A 25,592-nucleotide genomic window follows, 5' to 3' on the forward strand; every position below is an offset into this window, starting at 1 on the left:
ACTACTCACCGGTTCCGGTTTTGGAAGAAGTTCCGTTGGCGGCATTTTTTACGACTATTGCAGCGCCGGGATAAAGCCGAAGCTGGCCGTCGGTAACTATGGTTTCCTGATCCTTCAGCCCCTTACTTATCAAATCAAGTTTTGAGGATCTGCGTTCAACTGTTACAGGGCGCATTTGCACGGTGTTATTGCTGTGGGCGATCCATACAAATTTCCCTTTCGGCCCGGTGCATGTGGCCTGCATGGGGATGCGGATAATCTTCTCGTCATAAAGTTTCAGCCTTATTTCTACGTAATTTCCGGGCCAGAGTACCTTATGACTGTTGTCAAAGCGTCCCTGCATCCAGACTGTACCGGTTGATGTATCCACGTTGTTGTCGATGAAAGTCAGCCTGCCGATTTCAGGTTCACTGCGTCCTTCGGTGATGGCCAGGACCTCAAGGGTCTTGTTGGCTGAATATTTTTGCACTTCGGGCAGATATTTTTGCGGAAGATAGAAATCAACCGCAATGGGGGAAATTTTATTGATGACCACAAGCTCGTCTTTATTTTCTTCGATGAGATTTCCTTCGGTGGGATGAACATATCCGGCGAGCCCGTCGATTGGGGTGCGTATGAAACAGTATTTCAAATCGTTTCTGGCATCATGGAGCTTGGCCTGAGTAACCGCGATTGAATCACTGGCGGTTTTCATATCAAGCCGTTTCTCTTCATAGTTTTCTTCACTTACGACTTTACGGCGAACGAGATCCCGGTAACGGTTGTAATCTTTTTTTGCCTGATCATATTTGGTAATGTCCGAAGCCAGCTCTGCCTTGAGCTGACGGATGGATGCTTCGTAAGGGGAAGGGTCCATGGTGAAGAGCTGCTGACCGGCGGTGACATATTCTCCATCTTTAATGAATACCTTACTGAGATAGCCGGTAACTCTTGAACGGACGGTTATTGTATCAATGGCTTTTACCGTGCCGATGGCCGTGAGGTAGTAGGGGGTGTCTTTAAGCTCAGCTTTTGCGGTTGTCACCGGGGCAGGTGGGCGTCCTTTAGCTGCCTGCTTTTTATGATCGCAGGCGGAGATTGTGAACAATGTGCAAATGACAATTACTATAGATGATATACGGACTGTAAAATTATGTAGGGCGAAGCTGTAATTGCGGGACATTGGTAAAATCTCCTTATTGCTGAAAATATAAACCTAACCTATCTTAATTTGTTCTTGATTTGAAGCAGATGAAGGTTAAATATTCGCTGTTATAAAAAGACATGAGTGAATTTATTTGTATAATCACTTGATCTTTAGGCGTTTCACATGCAAGAAGAAACAGATTTTGTGACTGAAGTTACAATGTTTAATACGACACTAAGAAAAAAATATTTAGCTCTTTTTTATATATATGACTACAGCAAATACTGTAAAAATTGACTATGTCGACGGTGTTCGTTTCAGAAGGGGAGTTGTGGCGGCGGCCAGCAGGTTGATCGCTAATTCTCCGCATCTTGATGCGATCAATGTTTTTCCGGTTCCTGATGGGGATACCGGAGCCAATATGGCCGGAACCATGCGCAGCATTGTGAGCTCCACCGGTAAATCCGTGGAACGCTCCATTGAAAAGATGACCGCACTCATCGCGGAATCAGCTCTTGACGGTGCCAAAGGTAACTCCGGGGCTATTCTGGCCCAGTTTCTCTGCGGTTTCGCGGAAGGGGTGAAGGATATGCCCAAGCTCAGTCCTTCAGATTTTGCGAAAGCCGCATCAATGGCCGCTAAGCGGTCCTGCGAGGCTATTTCTGAGCCGAAAGACGGTACTATTCTCAGCGTTATTCGTGACTGGGCTGCTCATCTGCACGCTAACGGCGACAGTTACCGGGACTTTCATCATTTGCTTTCCGACTCTCTCGAGTATGCGCGAAATTCTGCCAAATGTACTACAGAGAAACTGGCTGAACTTAGGGCTGCCGGAGTTGTGGATGCAGGAGCGCAAGGGTTTGTTTATCTTTTGGAAGGTATTGTTGACCTTTTGGAAAATGGGAAAATTGAGAAATCTTTTCTCCCTGATTCCCGTAACTCAAAATCCTTTATCAACGTACAGGATAAGGTCGCAGTCGAATCCCTCGATTTTCGCTTTTGCACTGAATTTCTTCTCAAAGGTGAAAATATTGACCGCGAAGCCATACGCGAAGCTATTTGTGAAATGGGGGACAGCTTGATCGTGGCCGGAACTCTCGGTTCGGTTAAGATCCACATTCATACGAATGAGCCGGATGCCGTTGAAAATATTGTTAGCGGTTATGGCGAAGTAGTTAAGCGTAAGGTGGACGATATGCTGATCCAGCATAAGCGTCTCCTTGCCGATGACCGTACGGTCGGTATACTAACTGACAGTACCTGCGATCTGCCTGATGAAATGCTGGCAGAATATGATATCCGCGTAGTTCCCATGCGGCTTACCATCGATGAACATGAGTACATTGACCGGGTAACTCTCAGCTCCAGTGAATTTTATAAGATTCTTCCCGAAGCCGAGCGGGCTCTTTCTTCCCAGCCGTCTCCCGGTGATATGAAACGGGCTTATGCCAAGGTTTCATCTGATTATGAAGATGTTGTTTCATTGCATATCGCCAAAGTGCTCAGCGGTACTTTTCAAAATGCTCTGACCGTGAGCAATCCTTTCAATAATGTTTCACCTATCGACAGTAAAATGCTTTCAGGCGGTCTCGGGCTGTCTGTTCTTGAAGCCGCCCGTGCGGCAAAGAACGGTGCAACTGTCGCAGAAGTGCGCAGGATTGCTGATCGTGCCGTGGGGAACGTCAAGATTTTCGTAACTATTGACTGCCTTGATTATGCCGTCCGGGGCGGGCGTTTGAGTAAGGGGCAGGGTATTATCGCCAAGGCCCTGAATATCAAACCTATCCTGCAGTTTGCCGGAGAGGGACAGCCCAAGGTTGTAGCCAAGTCTTTCGGCGTAAAACGGCAGGAAAATGCTCTCATCAGACTAGTTAAGGATAATGCTTACGGGCGTGGCAACTTCAGGTATGCCATTACTCATGCCGATGCACCTGAGACAGCAGAAAAAATCAGAAAAATCCTAAAAGCTGAATTCGGTGCTGATCCGGAGTTTGTTGTTGAAGCCTCACCTGTATTGGGAATTCACAGCGGCCCCGGAGCATGTGCGGTCGCGTTTATCACAGACGAATAAGTTGCTTTAAAGATATATCGACTCTCCAAAGGGAGCAGGCTTTTCGCCTGCTCCCTTTTTTTGCACGATCTCAAAGTTAACATATGTGCTATTTTATTTGTAGATTGCTCAATCAATCAGAATTTAACAACAATGATAAAAAATAATAATTGGGGTGCTATTCAGCCGTTAGATAGATACTTTAAGCTGGATTTTTTGAAGGACCTTTCGTTTGGTCAAATTATAGAATCAAGCTAACCGGCGCTCTTTGGAGCCATTTTACGCCATTACTTAAGAATCTTTGCGCGAAATAAATATTTTAAAAAACAAAAATATTTTTAAACGTAAATTTTTCCGAAAATTATTTTTCTTTTTTGTATATTTATTTCACACTCGTCGTCAGAAATGATATGTTCATTAATGAACGTTTAATGCCCGTATTTCGGGCAAAAGACTAAATCTGCAGTTTTGGTCCGGTGCTGACTCAAACGGGTATTTTTGCATAGTCGGTAATTCAATTGGTTAATTGTACATAAATGGAAAAACGCTGTTAATTTCTTGACTTTTCTTCATTCTAAGCTATAAAAGTCACTCAATCCTGAATTCCGAGCGATTTTAAAACAAGCTTGAAGAATGGCAGTCGCAATCACGAGTTTGCACGTTTTTTTATTGATGCGGCCGCTTCTGAACTTATAAACGGTACGGGTGTTTGGAGTTAAGAATTATGGCGATGATTGAAATTAAGAATCTCCACAAGTGGTACGGGGATTTCCATGTTTTAAAAGGAATCAATGATCATGTGGACAAAGGGGAAGTGCTTGTTATCTGCGGGCCTAGCGGTTCCGGTAAAAGTACTTTTATCCGTTGTATCAACAGACTCGAAGATTACCAGAAAGGTACAATCACTTTTGATGATAAAGACATTCTTGACAAGAGTGTAAATATTAATGACCTGCGGGCGGAAATCGGAATTGTTTTCCAGCAGTTCAACCTCTATCCCCATCTGACCGTTCTGGAGAATGTAACCCTCGCCCCGCTGAAAGTGCGCAATGTTCCTAAGGCGGAAGCCGAGGAAACAGCTCTTTATCTTCTTGAAAGGGTAGGGATTCATGATCAGGCTCATAAGTACCCCGCAGAACTTTCCGGCGGACAGCAGCAGCGTGTAGCCATCGCAAGGGCTCTGGCTATGAAGCCCAAAGCGATGCTTTTTGATGAACCCACTTCCGCGCTGGACCCGGAAATGATCAACGAAGTTCTTAACGTAATGAAAGACCTTGCCCATGAAGGCATGACTATGCTGTGCGTGACCCACGAAATGGGCTTTGCTCGTGAAGTGGCCGACCGCGTTATTTTTATGGATGGCGGTGAAGTTATTGAACAGGCTCCTCCTGAGGAGTTTTTCAGTAACCCCAAACATGAAAGAGCTAAAATGTTTTTGAAGGAGATTTTGTAGCTGCCGGTAATATTGGCGGTATTGGTAGGTAACCTTAAAATTTCTCAGGAGGACCCTGATGAGAAGACTCTCAATTATTGTTGCTATGGTTTTGGCTATGGCTCTTTGCGCATCTGTTGCAATGGCTGACAGACTGCAGGAAGTTAAAGCCCGCGGTGTTCTGGTTTGCGGTGTTAAAGACGCTGTTGTTCCTTTCGGTTACATTGACGAAGATAGCAAAAAGCTTGTCGGACTTGATATCGACATCTGCAAATACATCGCTCAGGAAATGGGCGTAAAGGCAGAATTCAAGCCTGTTACTTCCGCTACCCGTATCCCCATGGTTGTTCAGGGTTCCATCGACCTCGCTGCGGCTACTATGACTCACAAAATTGCCCGTGACGATACCATTGACTTTTCCATCACTTACTTCATGGACGGTCAGAAACTGCTCGTTAAAAAAGGTTCCGGCATCAAATCCGCCGCTGACCTGAAAGGCAAAAAAGTGGGTACTGCAAAAGGTTCTACTTCCGAGCAGAACATTCTGGCTGTACAGCCTGATTGTAAAGTCCTTTCCTTCGAAGGTTACCCTCAGGCAATGCTTGCTCTGAAACAGGGTAAGGTTAAAGCCGTTACTACCGACTCCACCATCCTTCTCGGTCTGAAAAACTCCGACCCCAATCCTGATAAATGGGAAATCGTTGGTGGGTTCATCTCCCCCGAGCCTTACGGTATCGGTCTGCCTGAGAATGAGTCCAACTTCCGCGATGCAGTTAACAATGCTTTGATCAAAATGTGGAAGAGCGGCGCTTACAAAAAAGCGTATAATAAATGGTTCGGTCCTGATACCAAGTACTACCTGCCTTTGACCTGGGACATGGAAGTGTGGCCGTAAGCCGACTGTCTGAGGTTTAGCTTTGTAAGATAACGGAAAGGCCGTGCATGCGCGGCCTTTCCGAAAACAACGGATAGAAGTTTTGAATTATCAGTTTGATTGGAATCTGGTTCTCAGCGGACAATACGGTCAGTGGATTATTGACGGGGTTAAAGTTACCCTGCAGCTTTCTGCCATCTCCATCGTATTTACCCTGCTTCTAGGAACGATTATCGCTGTCATGCGTATGTCAAAGTTCAAACCATTTGAATGGTTCAGCTTTGCATTTGTGGAGTTTTTTCGTAACACTCCTTTGTTGATTCAGATATTTTTTTGGTATTTCGGTTCGTATTCCATCCTGCCTGACGGAGTTAATGAATGGCTTTACGACCATGATTTTGAATTTGCGGCCGGGGTAATTTCCCTGACTGTTTATACCGCCGCATTTGTGGCAGAAGAAATCAGGGCCGGGATCAATTCTATCCCCAAGAACCAGTTGGAAGCATCCCGCGCGACCGGGCTTTCCTTTCTGCAGGCCTATCGCTTTGTTATTCTCCCGCAGGCTTTCAGAATCATTATACCGCCACTTATTTCACAGTCGCTGAACCTTATTAAAAACTCGTCGCTGGTCATGACTATCGGTGTTATGGATCTCACCTACATGGCCCGCCAGATCGAATCCTATACGTTTCACGGATTCGAGGCTTTTACCGTGGCGACCGTAATCTATCTGTGTATTTCGCTGATCGTGTCACTCATGATCAATATGTATAATAAGCATTTCCTGCTGCAAATTAAATACTAGGAGTGGCGTCTCGTGCAATGGGATGTAGTTTGGAACAACTTTGATTATTTTCTTTGGGGCGCCTTTCCTGATGGACCCATCGGCGGTCTTGCGGCCAGTATTATTCTGGCTTTGCTTGGTATCTTCGGTGCTTTTTGGATTGGCCTTGCTGCCGGATTGATGCGTCTTTCCCGCAACATGTTTGTCAAGTCTGTGTCCGTTGTCTATATTGAAGTAATACGCGGTGTACCACTGCTTATGCTTATTTTCTGGTTCTACTTTCTGGCCCCTGTTGTGCTTGGTGAACCCCTGCCGGAATTTCACTGTGCTTTGATTGCTTTTATCGTTTTTACCGGTGCTTATATCGGAGAAATCGTTAAAGCCGGGGTTATCGCCCTGCCCAGAGGGCAGATGGAAGCAGCCAGAGGAACCGGACTTTCTCATGTTCAGGCCATGCGCTATGTCATTTTGCCGCAGGCTTTGCGTAACATGATTCCGTCCTTTGTTAACCAGTTCGTATCCCTTACCAAGGATACCTCGCTGGCTTATATTATCGGAGTGAATGAGCTCACCCGTACGGCCACACAGGTTAATAACAGAACCCTTTCCGCACCTACGGAAATTTTTATCACCATCGCGCTCCTTTATTTCGTCGTTTGCTATGTTCTGACATGGACAAGTCGCCGTATGGAAGCGCACATGGCAAAATATCAGGCCAGAGACCGCTAAATATATTAATTTTATTTGTGTTTTTAACCCCTGCTTTTCGGAGTAGGGGTTTTTCTTTTTAAAGTTACTGAACTTTATTTTGACCCAACTTTTATAATCGCTTACTATCATTCTAGTGGAGAGTGTGCTCTTGTGTCGGAACGGTAAATTATCGTATCTGACGTACGATCATTTATAATTTATCCGGGAGGCGGACATGGACAAAATAGACAAAATTGCTTCTTATATTGACCACACTTTATTAAGTGTATCAGCAGTTCCTGCGGATATCGAGAAACTGTGCCGGGAGGCGGTTGAGAACGATTTTGCTTCTGTTTGCGTTCATCCTTCGCATATTGCCCGTGCAGTGACTCTGCTCGCGGATGAAAAGCCCATTGTCTGTTCAGTGATAGGTTTTCCTTCAGGGTCCACTCTTTCAGAAGTAAAGATGATTGAAGCTATGCGTGCCGTTGAAAAAGGAGCTCAAGAGCTGGATATGGTGGTCAATATCGGTGCCTTAAAAGCAGGTGACCGTAATAAGTTCCTTCATGATATTTTTATGACAGTTGAAGGAGCCGGAGGTGTTCCGGTCAAAGCGATAATCGAAACCGGCTTGTTGAATGATGATCAAAAAAAGCTGGCTTGCGACCTGGCGGTGACAGCAGGTGCATCATTTGTTAAAACCTGCACCGGATTTGCTCCGGGATGTGCTTGCGTTGATGACATAAAACTCATGCGTTCAGTTGTGGGGGATGACATCGGTGTCAAGGCCAGCGGAGGCATCAAGACCTACAGTCATGCTCAGGAGCTTATACAGGCTGGTGCCAGCAGGCTTGGCACTTCGTCTTCTCTTACCGTTATAAGGAGATAGTTTTTGTCCGGGAAAGTTAAACTCATAGCCGTGGATAAGCCCGGCGATATTGAAAGAAAGTCGTTTGAAATTATTGATTCAGAAGTCCCGGAACCCCGCAGGTTTGACGGTATTGAATGGCAGATAGTAAGACGCATGGTTCATACCACTGCTGATTTTCAACTTATAGATCTGGTGCGTTTCCATCCGGATGCAGTTGCTTCCGGGATTGATGCGCTGCGATCCGGCTGTACCATTGCTACAGATACGGAAATGGCTCGCTGTGGAATTCCTTTACGCAGAATGACTCCACTAAAGTGCAGTGTGAGTTGCCTGATGAATGATCATAGTGTCATTCTTTCGGCAAAGAAGAACTCTACAACAAGGGCTCATGCAGCTATGGAACTTGCTGCCGATAGCTTGCATCCTGAAATTCATGTAATTGGTAACGCTCCTACAGCTTTGATACGTCTGGTGAATATGGTGCAAGAGGGCAGGATGGCACCTCCTGCGCTTGTTGTTGGGATGCCTGTAGGGTTCGTGAATGCTGCTGAATCTAAATCCATGCTGATGGATAGCGGTAAGATTCCTTATATAGCAATTGAAGGACGTAAAGGCGGATCTGCACTAGCTGCATGTGTGATAAACGCATTGGCTGAGGTTGTTCTTGCCGAACGGGATCTTTCCGGGGACATCTGACATTTATAATTCTGTTTGTCGTATGCGCTTTTCGTTGCGTAAAATATTATTAATAATAGACTTTAATTGATAATTATGGGAACACAATTGCAAATTAGAATGTTTGTTTTTAAATTAAGAATGCTAGTCTCGGTACTGTAGAGTATGTCTGAAAACAAGGTCGCTTCAAAAAAATTTTTCTTAATATTTAAAAAGGGTGAAAGATCTATTTCCCGTGATCTTTCAGCCTGCCTTGTTTTCGCCCTTGCTATAATAATAGGGATGGTTACCGCGTATGAGTACTTTGGCCGTTCTAAAATGTTACGGCAGGAGTTTGAAGATAAAGCGGATAGCTATATTGATCAGTTAGCCAAGTCTGTTACTTTTCCTATCTGGAACTTTGATATGGGTTCGCTGAAGCATGTTTGTAGCGCTTATACCCAGAATGAACAGTTTTCCAAGCTAAAAATTGTAGATATGAACGGCGAAGTTCTGTTCAATTTTGTGCGTGCCGGAGATGCGGATGATCACCCGATTACCCGTGAGCGCGATCTATACATTTCCAAGGAGAAAATCGGTAACGTCAGTATGGAACTGACCAGCCGTTTTTACCGGCGTAATCTGGATTGGATTCTATTTGTTTCCAGTCTGACCTTCCTTACTTCGGTAGCTGTAATTTATATTATTACCGGTTTTTTGATTGATTATTTTATACGTAATCCCATCGCTCGTTTACGTAAGGGGATGGATAAAGTCGCCATGGGTGATTTTTCCTACCGATTTGATGAATTTCAATACATAGAATTGCTGGAAATCGGTTCCCGATTCAATCGTATGACTGAAGAAATCGCCAGTCGTGAAAGTCGACTGGAAGAAGTCAATAATGCGCTGCAGGGCGAAATTCACATGCGTGAAAAGGCAGCCCAGTCATTAATCAAAAGTGAAAAACGTTACCGGGCACTGGTAGAGACCACGGCTGAAGGCTTTTTCATGATTGATGATTCTATGATTCTGCTGGACGTGAATCCGGCTTTTTGTACCATGATCGGACTTAACCGTGCGGATATGCTAGGGATCGATCTGGAGAAGGTGCTTGGTAAAGTCGCGGCCGAGAGATTTCGGAATGATGACAGCAGCGGGCATAGATTTGAGCTCAGCTTTACAAACAGTAACGACCGTGAAGTAGATATTTTCATCAACGCAACCAATCTTTTTGAAAGTGAGCATGTAAAACTCACTTTCGCTTTTGTTACCGATATTTCCGGTTACAAGATGATGGAAAAGGCCCTGAGAGCATCCGAAGAGGAATATCGTACAATCGCTGAGTATACCTTTGACTGGGAAATGTGGATAGGTCCGACTGGAGCAATTAAATATGTCAGCCCTTCATGTGAACGTATTTCCGGTTATCCAAAGGCTTATTTTATGGAAGGGCCGGCCCGGGTGGAGCATATTCTGCATAAAAACGACAGGGATTTCTGGCAGCAGGCCCTGCATGGAAATTTTCCTTCCCTTGATGGGACGGATATGCGTCTCTTCCGCCGTGATGGATTATTGCGGTGGGTATCACTCACGGGGCATCAAGTCTTTGCCGATGACGGAACCTCACTTGGATTGAGGATTTCTCTGCGCGATATTACCAAACGTAAATTTATGGAAAAGCAACTGCAGTATGAAGCATTGCACGATCCATTGACCGGACTTGCCAACAGAACTCTTTGCTGTGACCGAATCCTGCAGGCGGTGGAACGTTCACGCCGCCGCGAGAACTACTTTTTCGCGGTGATCTTCATGGATCTGGACCGGTTTAAAATTATCAACGACAGTCTCGGTCATAATATAGGTGACAAGCTGTTGGTGGAAGTTTCTAAACGTCTTCTCAAGACGATCCGCGAGCTTGACACTGTTTCCCGTTTCGGGGGCGATGAATTCATCGTTGTGCTCGAAGAATTGGATTCCCCGCGCGAAGGAATCCGCATCATCCGCAGGATTAGGGATTCTTTGAATCATCCTGCTGTGATTAATGGTCATAAGATCAATATAGCTGCCAGCTATGGTGTCCTGCTTAGTCCCACCGATTATGACAAGCCTGAAGAGATTATCCAGAATGCCAATGTTGCGATGCATCAGGCCAAGGAATCGGGTCGGGATAAGATTAAGGTCTTCAATAAACGGATGCTGGAGGAAGCTGTTCAGGCTATGCAGCTTGAGAGTGACCTTCGTGCAGCAATGCTTTCCGGTGAAGAGTTGTATTTGGATTATCAGCCCATTTATTCTTTGAAGAATCAGAGTGTTGTGGGATTTGAGGCTTTAATTCGCTGGAATCATCCAAAACGCGGTCTGGTTATGCCGGGTGAGTTTATTCCCATGGCCGAAGAATCAGGCCTTATTTTTGAGCTGGGCAGCTGGGTCATTACCGAAGCCTGCCGCCAGATGAAAAGCTGGCTTTCTTCATACAAAAATGCAGCCGGTATGCTGATGTCCATCAATATTTCACCGCGTCAATTTTCGCAGCCGTCATTGGTTGATAATATTCTTTCCAATCTGAGTGAATTCGACCTGCCTGCCCATAATCTTAAGGTCGAAATTACCGAGACAGCGATCATGGAACGAGCCAAACAATCCGTAGAGATGCTTAACCGTCTTAAATCTGCGGGTGTGCTGGTTTCTATTGATGATTTCGGCACCGGTTATTCTTCCATGAGCAATCTTCAGGAATTTCCGCTGGATCAACTTAAAATTGATCTCAGTTTTGTAAGAAAGATGAATAACTCTCAGGAAAATCTTGAAATTGTCCGGGCTATTATCAATCTTGCGCATAACCTTGGACTGAACGTTGTGGCGGAAGGCGTGGAAGAGGTTGAACAGCAGCAAACATTATTAGAGCTTGGTTGTGAGTTCGGTCAGGGGTACCTGTTTTCAAAACCGATCAGTCGCATTAAGGCGGAGTCGTTTTTAAATGATAGCAGGTAGCATGATTAATCGTTTGTGATGTTGAGTTCTGGGAATGTTGCTGAATACGCTTATTTCGTTTCAACATAGTCGTAATCCAGACGCAGTATATTTTTTGAATTAAATTTCTCAGGAGTCGGTGTTTTGCCGGCTCCTTTTTTTTATTTGTAGTTAATGATTGTGTAATCAACCAAACATTGTTGCTGAAAAATATTTCTGCATAGCCAAAAAAATGAATAAAGGATATACATGTCCATTAAGTAGTAGTTATCTCATAATATTGTCATAAAAGTTCGGATTCCTGTTGCATGTACGGTATTACCGTGCTAGGGCCGAATTTAGGTCTTGTAAAATATTAATTTACAGTGGCTGTCGTAGAGGTTCACCCGTGTTAAGGGAATTTTAGTAGCGGGTTTTAGAGTCACCCTCAACCTGGATCAGGTTATGAGTGTCAAACGCAAGGGAAATAGTACGGTTACGATTTTTCCGGACTGGTGTAAGGGGTGCGGTATATGCGCGGCCTTCTGTCCGGCAAAGGTCATGGAATTAAACGAGCAGGGCAAGGCGGTTGTTGTCCGGGAAAAAGAATGTATTAATTGCGGGTTCTGTGAATTACACTGTCCTGATTTCGCAATTATGGTTCGTCCCAAGGTAGATGAGGAAATTCCTGCGGTATGCAGGGCTGTTCTTGAAAAAGCCGCCCAGAAAACTGCGAATGCTGAGGCTGCCGGCGGTACTGAGAAAAAGTCCGAATCCGGTAAAAATAAGGGGTAAGGTGAATTTCCATGGCCAGACCTAGAAAAAAAAGAAATAAAGAGATTTTCGCTCTTGGCAATGAGGCTGTCGTCGAAGGTGCGCTTCTGGCGGGCTGTACTTTTTACGGTGGTTATCCGATTACTCCTTCTTCAGAAATTATGGAGATAATGGCTCAGAAGTTACCGATGATTCCCAACGGCGCTTTCATTCAGATGGAAGATGAAATCGGCGGACTCGGTTCGGTAATAGGTGCGTCATTGGCCGGCAGAAAAGCAATGACTGCCACCTCCGGTCCCGGTTTTTCACTCATGCAGGAGCATCTGGGGTACGGGTGCATCACAGAGACTCCGCTTGTTATAGTCAATGTTATGCGTGGTGGTCCCAGTACCGGGTTGCCTACTTCCCCCGCTCAGGGTGATGTGCAGCAGGCACGGTGGGGAACCCACGGCGATCATTCCATCATTGTTCTTTCAGCTTCAAATGTTCAGGAATGCCTTGATAATACCATTGAGGCTTTTAACCTAGCGGAAAAATATCGTACTCCGGTAATTCTTCTTATAGATGAAATTACCGCCCACACACGGGAGAAAATCATCATCCCCAATGAGGATGAATATGATGTCTTCAACCGTATTGTCCCGACCATGCCTCCAGAATGGTACAAGCCTTATGAAGAGACTGTGCGCGGGGTTCCGCCAATGCCTTCAATCGGCTCCGGATATCGTTTTCATGTGACAGGACTGACCCATGATACTAACGGTTTCCCCACTTCGCGACCGGATGAGGTCCGTGAGCTTAATGAACGTCTTTTCCGCAAGATTGATCAGTTCCTGCACGATGTGCAACTGGTTGACGAAGTGGAAACAGCAGATGCTGATGTGGCGGTTATAGCTTATGGAACAGTGGCCCGTTCTGCTGAACTGGCAGTTAAGCAGGCGCGTGAATTGGGTGTAAAGGCTGGGCTGCTCAAGCTTTCAACCCTGTTCCCATATCCGAGGAAAGCTACTGAAAAACTCATGGCCAAGGCCCATACGATCATAGTTCCGGAAATGAATATGGGACAGATCTCAAGGGAAGTGAAAAGGGTCAATAATGGTCAGGTCAGAGTACGGACCATCAATAAGGTGGATGGGCAGATAATTACCCCCGCCGAAATCCTCAAAGTCTTAACACGGGTGTAGTCATGGACGATATGAAAGGTACACAGCTCATTCATGAGTACTTAAGGCATAATAAAAAATTCCCACATGTATTCTGTGCCGGTTGCGGACATGGAATAGTGCTCGGCTCACTTATCCGGGCGATTCACGGTCTCGGACTTTCCAAGGATGAAGTATGTGTGGTTGCCGGTATTGGTTGTTCCGGAAGGCTGGCGGCATATGTTGATTTTAACACCGTGCATACCACGCATGGTCGTGCACTTACTTTTGCCACCGGAATCAAGATGGCCAAGCCGAACATGCACGTGATCGTGGTCATGGGTGATGGCGATTCCATGGCAATCGGCGGTAACCATCTTATACATGCAGCACGCAGAAATATCGGTGTTACCGCGTTGATCCTGAACAATAACATTTATGGTATGACCGGCGGACAGTGTTCACCGACTACTCCGGCAGGTTCTTTTTCCATGACCACTCCGGCCGGGCAGATGGAACAGAGTTTTGATTGTGTGGAGCTCTGCACCGCAGCCAAGGCAAATTACGTGGCCCGTGGAACTGTCTTCCATGTGAAGAAGCTGGATCAGATGATCATGGACGGAATCAGCACGCCTGGATTCGGGGTAGTGGAGATTCTTACTCCCTGCCATACGCAGTATGGACGTAAAAACAAGTACAGAACCCCTGTTGATATGTACAAAATGCTCAAGAAGGACGTTATTGATCGTGATCGCTACGATAAGCTCAGCGATGCGGAAAAAGCTACTAAGGTTCCTTCTGGTGTTTTTGTGCGTAAAGATGAACCCGGCCTTGAAGAAAAATTTTATGAGATGGCCGCAAATTGTCAGGGAGGTCTCTAATGAAAAATCAACCTCTGGACAGATTTGAAATTCGTCTTTCCGGTCTTGGTGGACAGGGAATTCTGACACTGGGCAAGGTTATGGGGTCCGGCCTTGCGCTTGGACATGGGTATTCCGTTACGCAGACACAAAGTTACGGCCCGGAAGCACGAGGCGGGGCCAGTCGTTCCGATCTCGTTATCAGCTCGGGTAAGATCAGTTATCCTAAAGCAGAATCTTTGGACCTGCTGATCGCTTTGAGTCAGGAAGCATGCAACATGTATTACCGGAATCTGAAACCCGGCGGCCTGCTCATGATTGAGACCGATCTGGTTAAGCAGCCTCCGGTGAATCAGTTTATCGGCTTGCCTTTTACCAAGCTTGCAAAAGATAAACTGGGGCTGGTCCAGGCGATGAATACCATCGTTCTAGGTGCCGCAACTTATCTGCTGCCTTTTGCGCAGCAACGGACTATGCGTAAAAACCTTGAGGAGATACTTCCCGAAAAAATCAGGCCGATTAATGTGAAAGCATTCAATATGGGATTTCGTGAGGCCAAGAAAAATTTCGGGGATCCGGAAGAACTCTGGCGGTCCAACTCAGTTGTCGTTTCAGATGAGGAAGATTACGATTCCATATAGACTTTGATAAGATGGTAAAATAAAAAAACTCCGGCTCTGGTCGGAGTTTTTTTTATTTATAAATAAATAAAGAGTCAGAGGTCCGGTTGAAGGTCTCTATTTCTTCCTGCTGTTCGGGACTTAGATTCTCGGCATCCCATCTTTTACAGATTTCCTGCGGCTCACGTGCTCTGTTGCGGACTCTGATGACTGCGAGGCTGCGTTTTCCTGTAGGAATGAATGTGGTGCGTACAAGATGGCAGTCAATGTGTGCTGTATAGCAATTGATATTTGGTTCATCACTTAAGCAGGAGCCGACGGAGACTGTTGACCAGTCACCGATATCAGGCATATCCACCGAGGCGCTGCGGTTAAGGATCAGCCGGACAGTGGCGGTGCAGTTTTTATTGTCAAAGTAGAAGTCCTGATTGGTGATGGACCGGAAATAGCGTTCGTCACTTCCGTCGGGGCTGAGTTTTGATGAAACCATGAGCGCTTTTGGTGTGGTGATGTAATGGGAATTAAATGGAATAGGAAAGGGTTGTCCCGGTATTTGATTAGAACCGGAACAACCCATTGTAAGTAATGCCAGCATACTTAAAGCCGTGCAGAGGAGAGGCTTGATAGCGCCTTTTCCAATGTGCTTAAGTTCCTGCATATCTATTTTTTCTTTTTTGAACCTGCGTACTTTTTGACGTCAATATTGTATTTTTTAACTTTATAGTTGACGATACGATAACTGACTCGCAGATCACGCGCAGCCTGCAGCATGTTGCCGCGCGCTTTTTTCAGTGAGTCTACCAGAAGTTCCTGCTCGAATTTGGCTACAGCCTCACCAAATGAAAGGGAGGTGTCAGTCGCAGTGGATTCGGCTGTCTGCAGAGTCGGGGGCAGGTGGTAGGTCCTTATTACCTCTTCCTCACAGATCAGAACAGCACGCTCGATGCAGTTTTTAAGCTCACGAACGTTTCCAGGCCAATGGTACTGGGTGAAAAGGTCAATTGCCGGGCTGGATATGCGTTTAATTTCTTTACCGTACTCTTCGGAGAACATAGCCAGAAATTTTTCAGCCAGCGGCAGAATATCTTCACGGCGTTCACGCAGGTGCGGAATGAAAATAGGAAAGACATTGATGCGGTAGAAAAGGTCTTCCCTGAATTTACCTTCACTTAGCAGAGCCTCAAGAGGCTGGTGCGTCGCGCAGATAAGGCGTACGTCAACTGCGATTGGCTGCTCGGAACCTACGCGCTGAATTTCCTTTTCCTGAATGGCACGCAGAACCTTGGCCTGTGCGTCAAGGGAAAGTTCGCCAATTTCATCAAGGAACAGGGTTCCGTTATTGGCTATTTCAAAAAGACCCCGTTTATTTTGGTAAGCACCGGTGAAAGCACCTTTCTGGTGCCCGAAGAGCTCACTTTCAACGAGTTCGGCAGGCAGGGCCGCGCAATTCAATTTAACCAGCGGTTTGTCCCGTCTGGGGCTGCAGGCGTGAATTGCTTCGGCGAGAAGTTCCTTACCTGTTCCAGATTCACCTCGCAGCAGTGCTGTAGCGCGGCTGGGGCCTACCTGACGGGCCTGCCGGAGTACCTGCTTCATGCTTTTCGAGGTCGCCACGAAATCTGCCGGCGGCGGCACATCAACTGATCCGGGCATCATGCCCTGAGACAGCATCTGGGCCTGAAGTGTCATTTCTTCCTGCAGGCGCGAGACCTGATTGGAGATAAGTGCAGCAACTACTTCGAGAAACTGCTTGTGTTCCATCAGATCACTTATGGGCAGGATGGGGGAGTCAACACTAAGCGCGCCGAGGACTTCCTGATTGCCGTCGGAATCAGTACTCTTGATAGGTACGCAAATGAAAGACAGTTTTTTCTGTTCTTCCTCGGATCTGTTGAACGCTTTATTCAGCAGTTCGTCGTCTTCCGACATTCTGGGAATGATTACTGACTCACCTGTTTCGTAAACCCTGCCCACAATACCTTTGCCTGGTGCGTATGTAGCGGTATAGTCTTTTGCCGGGCTGTGGGTGATGGAAAGTTTCAGCTTTTCAGATTCCGTGTCCATAATGGCCAGGAATGCGCGCGGGAAGTGGAGATCTTTGGACAGAACTTCAAGAATAGCATTGAGGCTGGGTTCCAAATCGTGATGGGGAGCTACAGAATCAAGAATCTCGTTCAAAGTTGAAAGATAGATATTGTCCACTCGTTCCGTCAGTCCGTTTCTAGTCATTTTTTTACTCATGCCGTCCAGGCTGTTTTAGATTTCAGCTTTCTCGGAGCGGCTGTGCTCCGTGGTTCCGGCCTAAAATTTAATTGGCGCTCCGGGAGTTTCCTCCCGAAATGATATATTGTGTCAATTCGGCAGCCGCATGATGAGCACGCGGCTGCCGTTATTTTATTCAGCTACAGCATTAACCCCGAGCTCTAGTGCCTTCAGGTTGATATCCGCTATTTTCGGCTTCATGGCTGATTTTATTGTTTCAGCCAACTGTTCCGGCTTAAGGGGGATACATCCAGTGGCACAGAGTGCACCGAGTAGAGCGATGTTTCCGCTCTGCACCGCTCCGGCTTTAATGCCTAAGCTCTGGCAGGGCAGATAATATGCCTTACCGGCACAGGCATTAACTTTCTCCTTGATTACTTCAAGGGGGGTGTTTTCTGCTTTTCCGGTGCATACGGATAAGGGCAGGACATATTCAGTGCTGGAAAGCACTGTCCCGCCGGGTTTGAGATAGGGAAGGGCGCGCAAAGTTTCCAGCGGTTCAAAACCGAGGATTACGTCAGCTTCGCCATGTCCTATTTTAGGAGAGGCCAAACCGATAAGCAGTGCGGATTCGACAACTCCTCCGCGCTGGGCCATTCCGTGAATTTCGCCGGCAGTGACATCAATACCGCAGTCAAGAACTGCCTGAGCGAGAAGATTGGTGGCTGTCAGGGTGCCCTGTCCGCCGACCCCGGTCATGAATATACGCAACCTGTTTGTCATTAGCTGCTCCTTTTCCGGGCTTTAATATCTTTGGTCAGTTGCAGGCAGAGCATGCAGCCGGAGCAAAGTATTTCGTTGATTTCTACGCCATCAGCATTTTTTTCAAATGCGGGACAGGCCAGCTCTTCCATCACTTTAATGACTTCATCGCTTTGGTTTGCCACATAAGCGGTACGGCCGGGCCCTTTCTTCAGGGTCTTGCGGGCAAAAAGCGGGCAGGGATCTTTAGCAATGAGGACTCTAACGCCGCTCATAGCTTTAAGTTCCTCAAGATCTTTAGTGATGGCTTTCTGGTTCAGCGGGCTCACTGTACGGACTTCGTTAACTCCGCAGCCTTTAACGATAGCTTCCATATCAATCTGAGCGGGGTTGGACCCGATTGCGGTCATTTCAACGCCGGGGTTGGGCTGGTGCCCGGTCATGGCTGTCGTGGAGTTATCAAGTATTACCAGCAGTATGTTGTGCTGGTTGAAGACTGCGTTAACCAGACCGGTTATTCCGGAATGGAAGAAAGTGGAGTCTCCGATGAAACCAACGACGGTCTGCCCGGCCGCCATTGCTGCACCTGAACCAGCCGAGACGGAGGAACCCATACAGAGCAGGAAGTCGGCGGCATTAAGCGGCGGCAGGATGCCGAGGGTGTAACATCCGATATCGGAAGAACATATGGCCTCGGGACCGAAAACTTTTTTTACGGCATAATAGGCTGCGCGATGAGTACATCCTGCGCAGAGGTTCGGGGGACGGGTCGGAAGTCCTTCTTCAGCTTCACAGCTTTTAGGCTTCTCGGCTTCCATTCCCAGAACTTCGCGGATAACCGCTGTGATATTCAGGGTGGAGTATTCATCGTTAAGCGGCAGCAGCGCGTTATCCTTTCCGATAATCTGCACTGTGCTGGAGTTTTTTTGAGCCAGAATTCGCAGTTCATTTTCAAGGAAAGGCTCAAGTTCTTCCAGAACAACGACTTTTTCCACAGAGGAGATGAAGTCGCCGAGCATTTTGGAAGGCAGCGGATAAGTGAAGCCCAGCTCAAGAATTTTGAATTTGTCGGCAAGGCCGGTATCAGCCAGAGCGTCTGCCAGATAAGCGCGACAGATGCCGGAAGCAACGATACCGATTTTTCCGGAACCGGAAATTTTGTTGTACTTTGAGGTCTCGGCCATTTCACGCAGCTTTTCAAGCTTTTCAAGGAGCTTGACGTGCATTGTGCGGGCAAAAGCCGGGATCGGGACAAACTGCGCGGGATTTTTTTTGAATCCTTCAGCCGGAGCGAGTTTTGCTACTTCACCATATTCAACAGGGCCGCGAAGATGGTTGACACGGGTGGTGGTGCGCAGCAGAACCGGGGCGGACATTTCGCGGGACATATTAAGCGCGTCGCGAGTCATGTCTTTGGCTTCCTGAGCGGTGGCCGGTTCAAAGCAGGGCATCCCGGCAAGACGTGCGTAGTAGCGGTTGTCCTGTTCATTCTGGCTGGAGTGGCAGCCGGGATCGTCCGCTGAAAGCAGTACCATGCCGCCGGGGGTGCCGGTGTAAGCAAGAGTCATGAGCGGATCGGCAGCGACATTAACGCCGACATGCTTCATAGTAGTCAGTGTCATTGCCCCTGCGAGAGTGGCACCGCCGCCTACTTCCAGAGCAACTTTTTCGTTGACTGAATATTCAAAAGCGTAGTCCCCTTCGGGGGAGAGACGGAAAAAAGTATCCGGAACTTCCGAGGAGGGAGTGCCGGGGTAGCAGGTAACAACCTGAATACCGGCTTCAATCGCTCCTCTGACGATGGCTTCATTGCCGAGCAGAAGTTTTTTCATGCCCGGACTATCCTTTAGAAGTGGGTGAGCCATGAATATGCTCCTTAAGTCGTGTTTTAAACAGAACATTCATAAAAGTATGACTGTTAAGTCTCAGCGGGAATCCAGCTCCAATGGCTAATACCGAAGCCCCGTTCTGCGACTTTCAACTCAGTTTTACTTTTGCGGTCTGTCTGTACTTGGTTTAGAGTTTTGCCTTAAGTTCTTTAATTTTGAACTCAAAAAATGAGGCTTCCTGAGGTGCGCTGGTAAGCAGAGCCTGATAAGCCGTTATCGCGACTTGCAGGTTGCCGTCCTGTTCAGCAGCTTCGGCTATGAGTCTGTTAATGGACGGGGTATATGGTGCGCTGGCGCTGTTAACGAGAGCCTGCAGGAGTGTGACCGCTTCACCCGGCTTGTTTTCAAGCATAAGGCATTTTGCTTCACCCAGTCCGGCAATTGGTGCCATCTCAGGTGTGGTTTTGCCCACGACGGCCCATGCGCTTTTCGCATTGGCATAATTACCGGCATCCATCCATGCTTTGGCGATAGCCAACTGGACAGCCGGTTTCATGACTTCGGGAGCTTCTTTCGCAAAAGCAACCAGTTCTGTGGCTTCTTTTTCGCCACTGTACTTGATCTGGATAACTCCCATTTCACTTTGGGCTTTTATCATTTTTTGCTGGTTCATATATTTGTAACCGGAAATTCCGCCAGCAATAAGGATAATAGCCGCTACTCCGGCTGCAATGATCTTTCCATTTTTAATGATGTAGTCGAGCAGAGGATGCAGGGTATCCGGTGTAGATTCGTGAACCTGATTCAAAATGTCTTGTGTGGTGTTGTTTTCTTCCATTTTAAAGGAAAGCCTCCATGAAAATTTATACAAAGTTGAAGAAGGCTTTATAAAGCAGTCTGACAAAAAGGTCAAAAATGTAATTTTTAAGTAAGATACTGTAAATACTTATTAAAGATTAAAAGGGTTGAAAAAGATAACAAAAAAAGAAAAAATAATTTAACATATTTTTCACTAAAACCCACAAAGCACAGCTCATGCGGGTAAATGGTAGTTGACTTTTTTGCAATATCCTTAGTAGCCAAACAGAATAAGTCGTTGGAAAATAATTTTTCATTCAATATAAATGTCTTCGAGGTGGATTAATGAGTTATTTAGAAGCAATGAAAGCTGTGGCTGCAAAAGCCAAGGAAGCTTCACGGAAAGTCTCCTGTGCAGAAGGCACAGTACGGAACGCGGCCATAATCGAACTGGCTGCTTTGCTTGAAAAAGAAAAGGAATTTATTTTCGCAGAGAATAAAAAAGATCTCGATGCTGCCAAGGAGCGCGGTCTTGATTCGGCCCGTTTGCAGCGTCTGGAAATAACTCCGGAAGTCCTGAATTATATGATTCAAGGCTGTAATGAAGTTGCCGGTCAGGCAGATCCTGTAGGGGAAATCGAAAAAATGAGCCGCCGTCCCAACGGCATGATGGTCGGTAAAATGCGCATCCCTCTGGGTGTGATCATGATGATTTTTGAATCCCGGCCCAATGTTACCGTTGACGCAGCCGTGCTTTGCTTAAAAGCCGGTAACGCGGTCATCCTGCGTGGCGGTTCGGAAGCCATTCACTCCAATCTTGCACTTGCTTCTCTGTTGCAGAAGGCTCTCGATAGATCCGGGCTGCCCGGCGAAGCTGTTCAGGTTGTGGACGTCACTGACCGCGAAGCCGTAAGCGAGCTGCTTAAGATGGACGAATATATTGATGTTGTAATTCCCCGCGGCGGTGAAGGTTTGATCCGCGCTGTAGTTGCGCAGGCAACCATGCCCGTGCTCAAGCATTACAAGGGCGTCTGTCATATTTATGTTGATCAGGATTGCGAAATTCCTGAAGCCATGGACATCATCAGAAATTCCAAGGTTCAGAAGCCTGCGGCCTGCAATTCCGTTGAGTGTGTGCTTGTTCATGAGGACATCGCTCAGGAAATTCTCCCTTCTCTCGGTACACTGCTGAGCGCCAGCGGCGTAACCTTGAAAGGGTGCCCGCGCGCTGTGCCTCTTTTGGGTGCAAAGGCTGTTGCCGCTGATTTCAATGATTGGGGAATGGAATATCTCGATCTTATCCTTTGCGTTAAGGTGGTAAGCAATCAGGATGAAGCGCAGGATCATATCGCTCGTTACGGTTCCAATCACAGCGAGGTGATTCTTACCAGAGATCATGCCCGGGCCATGCGGTTTCTCCGCGAAGTTGACGCTTCCATGGTCGCTGTAAACGCTTCCACACGCTTTAACGACGGTGGACAGCTCGGACTTGGCGCTGAGATTGGAATATCCACCTCCAAGCTGCATTCGTACGGTCCCATGGGAGCAACCGAACTGACCTCAACGAAGTTCATACTTATGGGTAACTGGGACGTTCGTAACTAACCTGATGTTTCCGATGTCCGGTGAAGGTCTTTTCTGCGGAAGCTACCTTTTCCGGACATCGCATTTTTTTTACCGTTCAATATGGCTAAACCACGTATCCCGGAAAGAATATTTTTATGAAAATCGGCTTGTTCGGCGGTAGCTTTAATCCTGTCCATTCCACGCATATTGATGTCGCTGCAGGAGTACGTCGACGTCTTGGTCTTGATATGATTCTGCTGATTCCGGCAGGTAATCCATATCACAAAGGCCAAAGGGAGATGCTCCCTGCCGTATTGCGTTATGAACTGGTTGAAAAAGCGGTGCGGGGCTGTGAAGGTTTTGAAGTCAGTGATATCGATATTTCCGCAGACGGGCCGACATACACCGTCGATACATTGCGTGAAGCTGAGCACCGTTACCCAGACGCAGAATTTTACTTCATAATGGGACAGGATTCTCTGGAAGCTTTGACCACATGGAAGGACTGGCAGCAGATTCCCCGGCTGGCTAATATCGTTGCCGTAAGCAGGGAAGTTGTCGATCATGGAGGCATGGCGGAGAAGCTTAAATGTATCTTTTCGGATTTAGAATATACCGGGCATAATGTATGGACTGTTCCGGGCGGGAAGTCGATTTACATAATCGGTGATTTTGATTTTGTAATCAGCTCCACCCTTGTGCGTGAAGAATGGAAAAGTGGGCGGGACATCTCCGCTTTAGTTCCTGAAAAAGTAGCTGAATGTATGAAACAACACGCCGCCGAGCTTGCCGATTTCTGGTATTAAATACGTATCCGGATTCTTCCGGGATTAAATCTTATTCAGGAATCAGTATTCCCGACCTTTTCTAATATCTTTTCAAAGACTTTTTCCGCACTTATTTTCCTTAAACATTCCCGGTTCTTGTCGCAGTTGCTTTTCCCGTGCAGTGAACAGGGACGGCAGTCCAGATCTGATTCCAGAATCGAATCACGCGGTCCGGCTGGGTAGAATCCCCATGCCTTAGAAGTGGGGCCGAATATGGCGATTACAGGCGTGCCGACCGATGCGGAAAGGTGCATGGGGCCGGAATCACCGGTGATGAGCAGGCCGGCTCTTTCAAGAAGGGCGCATGTCTCGCGCAGCTGCAGCTTGTTAGTGAAGTTGCTCCCGTCTTCTTGAGGTTCAAAAATATTGTCATCGCGCCCTATGATTGCCCATTTTATACCGGAAGCTTCAAGCATGCTGATCAGTGCTTTCCAGCTTTCCAGCGGCCATGCTTTATCCGGATGGGTGGCATAAGGGTGCAAGGCAACGAAGCCATTGCCCAGTTCATTCTCTTCGGCCAGCCTTAGGGCGAGTTTTTTTTCGCTGTCGGTAAGGTAGATGCGGGGCAGGAGTTCGGATGCAGCGGGGATGACCTTTTCGGTAGCCGAAACATAACGCTGGGTAACCCGCATCTCAGAAAGTCTGTCGTTCAGCCGTGCCGAACGGGTAAGTCTGAACAGGCGGCGTTCTATGGAAAATTTGTTATAGCGGGAAACTTTTCCCTGCCAGCGGGCTGCAAGGATTCGTGAGCGCAGGGTGGAGTGCAGATCGATGAGTTCGCAGCCTTTATATTCCGCTGCGATCTCTCCTGCTTTTTTAATCCATGCCAGATCACCGAGGTCTTTTTTATCAAGGCTGATGACATTTTTTATATGAGGATTATTTTCTAATACAGGGCTGCTTGATTTTTTGGTAATAACCGTGAAGGTGCAGTGGTGCTTCTCAGCCCAGAACTCTATTGCTCCGGTCGTTAGCACTACGTCCCCCAGGGCACTTAGTCTGAAGACCACTTTGTGATTGCTGTGTGAATTTGTCATCGCGCGCATATTTTAGTTGTGAAGCGCAAAAGGTCAATGTCTTTTTTATATGCTCTAACTGTTTGAACTCTTGCTAATTTTACTTTAAGATTTTATTTTGTATTAAAAACGTAGGGAATAGGGGCTTGAGGGCCTCTATTTCTATTGCGCCACTATCTGCCTTCTGATACTGATGCCAGTATCCAAAAGATGCCAAGTGGCGTCCTTCATCAACTTTAACTCAAAATTTAATGCTGGAATTAATACTTTCCGTCAGTGTCGCTACACTTATTTCCGCTTACTGCTCTGTCAGTGAAGCCGTATTTTATTCCTTCCCGTGGAGCAGGATTGAAACCCTGCGCAAGGAAGGCCGCAAATCCGGGGCGATCTTACATAAGCTGCGTTCAAATGTGGATCGACCTATCACCGCCATTCTGACTTTAAACACCGTTGCCCACACTGCCGGAGCCGCTTTTGCAGGTGCTGCGTGGGCTTCTGTTTACGGCGCAGAAACTTTGCCCTGGTTTACACTCGGGTTCACCATCATCATTCTCGTTCTTTCTGAAATTCTGCCCAAAACCATAGGCATTGTTTATTGCGAACCGCTGGGGAAAGTTCTTGCTCGCCCCATGGAAATTTTAATCTGGATTTTTCTTCCGGTAATCTGGATCTGCGGTATCTTCTCCCGCCTTGTAAGCAGGAAAAAAGATGGTCCGCAGGCTACGGAAGACGATATAAGAGCTATGGTCAGTCTGACCAGGAGATCCGGGGCGATCAAACCGTATGAAGCCCTCTCAATTGCTAACATCCTGTCGTTGGACGACAAGATTGTCGAGCAGATTATGACCCCCCGGACTGTTGTGTTCTCTCTTCCTGCAGATATGACCGTGGCGGAGGCCCATGAAAAGTATTGTACTTGGCCTCACAGCCGTATTCCTGTTTATGAAGGAGATGACCCTGAAGATATTGTCGGGGTTATTTACAGGCGCTCTGTTTTTGAAGCGCTTGCGGATGATCAGGATGATGTGAAGCTTTCGGAGCTGATGAAACCGGTCCGTTTCGCGCTGGAAAATATCACTCTTGATAAGCTTCTTGTTAAGTTCCTTGAAAGCCGTATGCACCTTTTTGTTGTGCTTGATGAATACGGCGGTATGTCAGGGGTTGTAACCCTTGAAGATGTTATGGAAGAAATCCTCGGCAGCGAGATTGTGGACGAGACCGATCAGGTCGTGGACATGCGCGAGCTTGCCCGTAGGAGAAGAAAAGAACTGCTCGTCAGTAAGGAACAGGCTTCCGCTGACGTTTCGAAATAGAACGGAGAACAAGTATGGCCAAGAAAGGTGGAAAAGGCGTCTATATTGCCGCTTTGATCCTTTTTCTCGGTGGATTGGGATATTTGATTTATTCAGGTATTTCACAGGATAGTGTATACTTCCTTAACGTTTCAGAAGCGCTTGCCATGGATGAGTCCGAGCTGGGACAGGCAAGGCTTTTCGGAAAGGTCGCTCCTCAGAATATCGAGTCAAAGACCGGTGGACTGGGTGTTGCTTTTGATCTTACCGACCAGAAGGAAAAAACACAGACCATCCGCGTAGATTACAGCGGCGCCGTTCCTGATACTTTCAAGGAAGGGGTCGAGGTTATTGTGGAAGGTAATTTTGTCAATGGACACAAGATGTTCAAGGCAACTTCACTTATTACTAAATGTCCGTCCAAATATAAAAAGGAAAACCGTGAAGGCTAAGCTTTCCCGGTTTTGCTCC

23 protein-coding genes are annotated in these 25,592 nt (G+C 46.9%); 16 read left to right on the plus strand and 7 right to left on the minus strand.

The features are described 5' to 3' along the window. Position 1: 1 nt before the first annotated feature. Positions 2-1,162, minus strand: coding sequence for an efflux RND transporter periplasmic adaptor subunit (locus ACKU35_RS11545; RefSeq protein ID WP_319759369.1), 1,161 nt, complete (start codon positions 1,160-1,162; stop codon positions 2-4). A gap of 232 nt (positions 1,163-1,394) precedes the next feature. Between ACKU35_RS11545 and ACKU35_RS11550 the strand changes: the two genes are divergently transcribed. The 12 genes from ACKU35_RS11550 to ACKU35_RS11605 all read left to right on the plus strand — a co-directional run bounded on the left by ACKU35_RS11550 (position 1,395) and on the right by ACKU35_RS11605 (position 14,850). Then, on the plus strand, positions 1,395-3,197 hold the full coding sequence (locus tag ACKU35_RS11550; RefSeq protein ID WP_319759370.1) for a DegV family protein: 1,803 nt from the start codon (positions 1,395-1,397) through the stop codon (positions 3,195-3,197). Positions 3,198-3,900: 703 nt separating this feature from the next. After that, the gene (locus tag ACKU35_RS11555) at positions 3,901-4,629 is read left to right on the plus strand and encodes an amino acid ABC transporter ATP-binding protein (RefSeq protein ID WP_319759371.1); all 729 of its coding nucleotides are present in this window, start codon (positions 3,901-3,903) and stop codon (positions 4,627-4,629) included. A gap of 58 nt (positions 4,630-4,687) precedes the next feature. Beyond that, on the plus strand, positions 4,688-5,503 hold the full coding sequence (locus ACKU35_RS11560) for an ABC transporter substrate-binding protein (RefSeq protein WP_319759372.1): 816 nt from the start codon (positions 4,688-4,690) through the stop codon (positions 5,501-5,503). An 82-nt stretch (positions 5,504-5,585) separates the two neighbouring features. Then, complete coding sequence (locus tag ACKU35_RS11565) at positions 5,586-6,287, plus strand: amino acid ABC transporter permease (protein WP_319759373.1); 702 nt, start codon at positions 5,586-5,588, stop codon at positions 6,285-6,287. 12 nt (positions 6,288-6,299) lie between these two features. Further along, positions 6,300-6,995, plus strand: a complete 696-nt coding sequence (locus ACKU35_RS11570; protein ID WP_319759374.1) for an amino acid ABC transporter permease — start codon at positions 6,300-6,302, stop codon at positions 6,993-6,995. Positions 6,996-7,191: 196 nt separating this feature from the next. Further along, on the plus strand, positions 7,192-7,845 hold the full coding sequence (deoC, locus tag ACKU35_RS11575) for a deoxyribose-phosphate aldolase (RefSeq protein WP_319759375.1): 654 nt from the start codon (positions 7,192-7,194) through the stop codon (positions 7,843-7,845). 3 nt (positions 7,846-7,848) lie between these two features. After that, the gene (locus tag ACKU35_RS11580; RefSeq protein WP_319759376.1) at positions 7,849-8,523 is read left to right on the plus strand and encodes a precorrin-8X methylmutase; all 675 of its coding nucleotides are present in this window, start codon (positions 7,849-7,851) and stop codon (positions 8,521-8,523) included. 144 nt (positions 8,524-8,667) lie between these two features. Further along, entirely contained in the window at positions 8,668-11,475 is a 2,808-nt protein-coding gene (locus ACKU35_RS11585; RefSeq protein ID WP_319759377.1) for an EAL domain-containing protein, read from the plus strand. Between the two features lie 423 nt (positions 11,476-11,898). After that, positions 11,899-12,228, plus strand: coding sequence for a 4Fe-4S dicluster domain-containing protein (locus ACKU35_RS11590; RefSeq protein ID WP_319759378.1), 330 nt, complete (start codon positions 11,899-11,901; stop codon positions 12,226-12,228). Between the two features lie 11 nt (positions 12,229-12,239). Continuing rightward, a complete protein-coding gene (locus ACKU35_RS11595) occupies positions 12,240-13,391 on the plus strand; it encodes a 2-oxoacid:acceptor oxidoreductase subunit alpha (protein ID WP_319759379.1) in 1,152 nt (383 codons plus the stop codon). 2 nt (positions 13,392-13,393) lie between these two features. Continuing rightward, positions 13,394-14,230, plus strand: coding sequence for a 2-oxoacid:ferredoxin oxidoreductase subunit beta (locus ACKU35_RS11600; RefSeq protein ID WP_319759380.1), 837 nt, complete (start codon positions 13,394-13,396; stop codon positions 14,228-14,230). Further along, positions 14,230-14,850, plus strand: a complete 621-nt coding sequence (locus tag ACKU35_RS11605; RefSeq protein WP_319759381.1) for a 2-oxoacid:acceptor oxidoreductase family protein — start codon at positions 14,230-14,232, stop codon at positions 14,848-14,850. Before ACKU35_RS11600 ends, ACKU35_RS11605 begins: the two co-directional genes overlap by 1 nt. Before the next feature lie 52 nt (positions 14,851-14,902). Here ACKU35_RS11605 and ACKU35_RS11610 read toward each other — a convergent pair whose 3' ends face one another. From ACKU35_RS11610 to ACKU35_RS11630, 5 genes are all read right to left on the minus strand, one after another. Next, positions 14,903-15,487 (minus strand): hypothetical protein, encoded by a 585-nt coding sequence (locus ACKU35_RS11610; protein WP_319759382.1) that lies wholly within the window; start codon positions 15,485-15,487, stop codon positions 14,903-14,905. Between the two features lie 2 nt (positions 15,488-15,489). Next, a complete protein-coding gene (locus tag ACKU35_RS11615; protein WP_319759383.1) occupies positions 15,490-17,058 on the minus strand; it encodes a sigma 54-interacting transcriptional regulator in 1,569 nt (522 codons plus the stop codon). A gap of 165 nt (positions 17,059-17,223) precedes the next feature. Continuing rightward, positions 17,224-17,814 (minus strand): indolepyruvate oxidoreductase subunit beta, encoded by a 591-nt coding sequence (locus ACKU35_RS11620; RefSeq protein ID WP_319759384.1) that lies wholly within the window; start codon positions 17,812-17,814, stop codon positions 17,224-17,226. Then, positions 17,814-19,658, minus strand: a complete 1,845-nt coding sequence (gene iorA / locus ACKU35_RS11625; RefSeq protein WP_319759385.1) for an indolepyruvate ferredoxin oxidoreductase subunit alpha — start codon at positions 19,656-19,658, stop codon at positions 17,814-17,816. Before iorA ends, ACKU35_RS11620 begins: the two co-directional genes overlap by 1 nt. A gap of 151 nt (positions 19,659-19,809) precedes the next feature. Then, positions 19,810-20,460, minus strand: a complete 651-nt coding sequence (locus ACKU35_RS11630) for a tetratricopeptide repeat protein (protein ID WP_319759386.1) — start codon at positions 20,458-20,460, stop codon at positions 19,810-19,812. A gap of 305 nt (positions 20,461-20,765) precedes the next feature. Between ACKU35_RS11630 and ACKU35_RS11635 the strand changes: the two genes are divergently transcribed. Both ACKU35_RS11635 and nadD read left to right on the plus strand, forming a co-directional pair. Beyond that, positions 20,766-22,025 carry a glutamate-5-semialdehyde dehydrogenase gene (locus tag ACKU35_RS11635; protein WP_319759387.1) on the plus strand — a complete coding sequence of 420 codons (1,260 nt, stop codon included), beginning with the start codon at positions 20,766-20,768 and terminating at the stop codon, positions 22,023-22,025. Positions 22,026-22,141: 116 nt separating this feature from the next. Next, positions 22,142-22,792, plus strand: a complete 651-nt coding sequence (gene nadD, locus ACKU35_RS11640; RefSeq protein WP_319759388.1) for a nicotinate-nucleotide adenylyltransferase — start codon at positions 22,142-22,144, stop codon at positions 22,790-22,792. 35 nt (positions 22,793-22,827) lie between these two features. Here the strand turns inward: nadD and ACKU35_RS11645 are convergent, their stop codons facing one another. Beyond that, positions 22,828-23,790, minus strand: coding sequence for a glycosyltransferase family 9 protein (locus ACKU35_RS11645; protein WP_319759389.1), 963 nt, complete (start codon positions 23,788-23,790; stop codon positions 22,828-22,830). 290 nt (positions 23,791-24,080) lie between these two features. Here ACKU35_RS11645 and ACKU35_RS11650 point away from each other — a divergent pair, with 290 nt between their 5' ends. Further along, positions 24,081-25,142: a hemolysin family protein gene (locus ACKU35_RS11650; RefSeq protein ID WP_319759390.1), complete on the plus strand. Its 1,062-nt coding sequence runs from the start codon at positions 24,081-24,083 to the stop codon at positions 25,140-25,142. A 14-nt stretch (positions 25,143-25,156) separates the two neighbouring features. Next, positions 25,157-25,573, plus strand: coding sequence for a cytochrome c maturation protein CcmE (locus ACKU35_RS11655; RefSeq protein ID WP_319759391.1), 417 nt, complete (start codon positions 25,157-25,159; stop codon positions 25,571-25,573). Positions 25,574-25,592 lie beyond the last annotated feature (19 nt).

This window comes from Maridesulfovibrio sp. (assembly GCF_963676065.1).
GTDB lineage: Bacteria > Desulfobacterota > Desulfovibrionia > Desulfovibrionales > Desulfovibrionaceae > Maridesulfovibrio.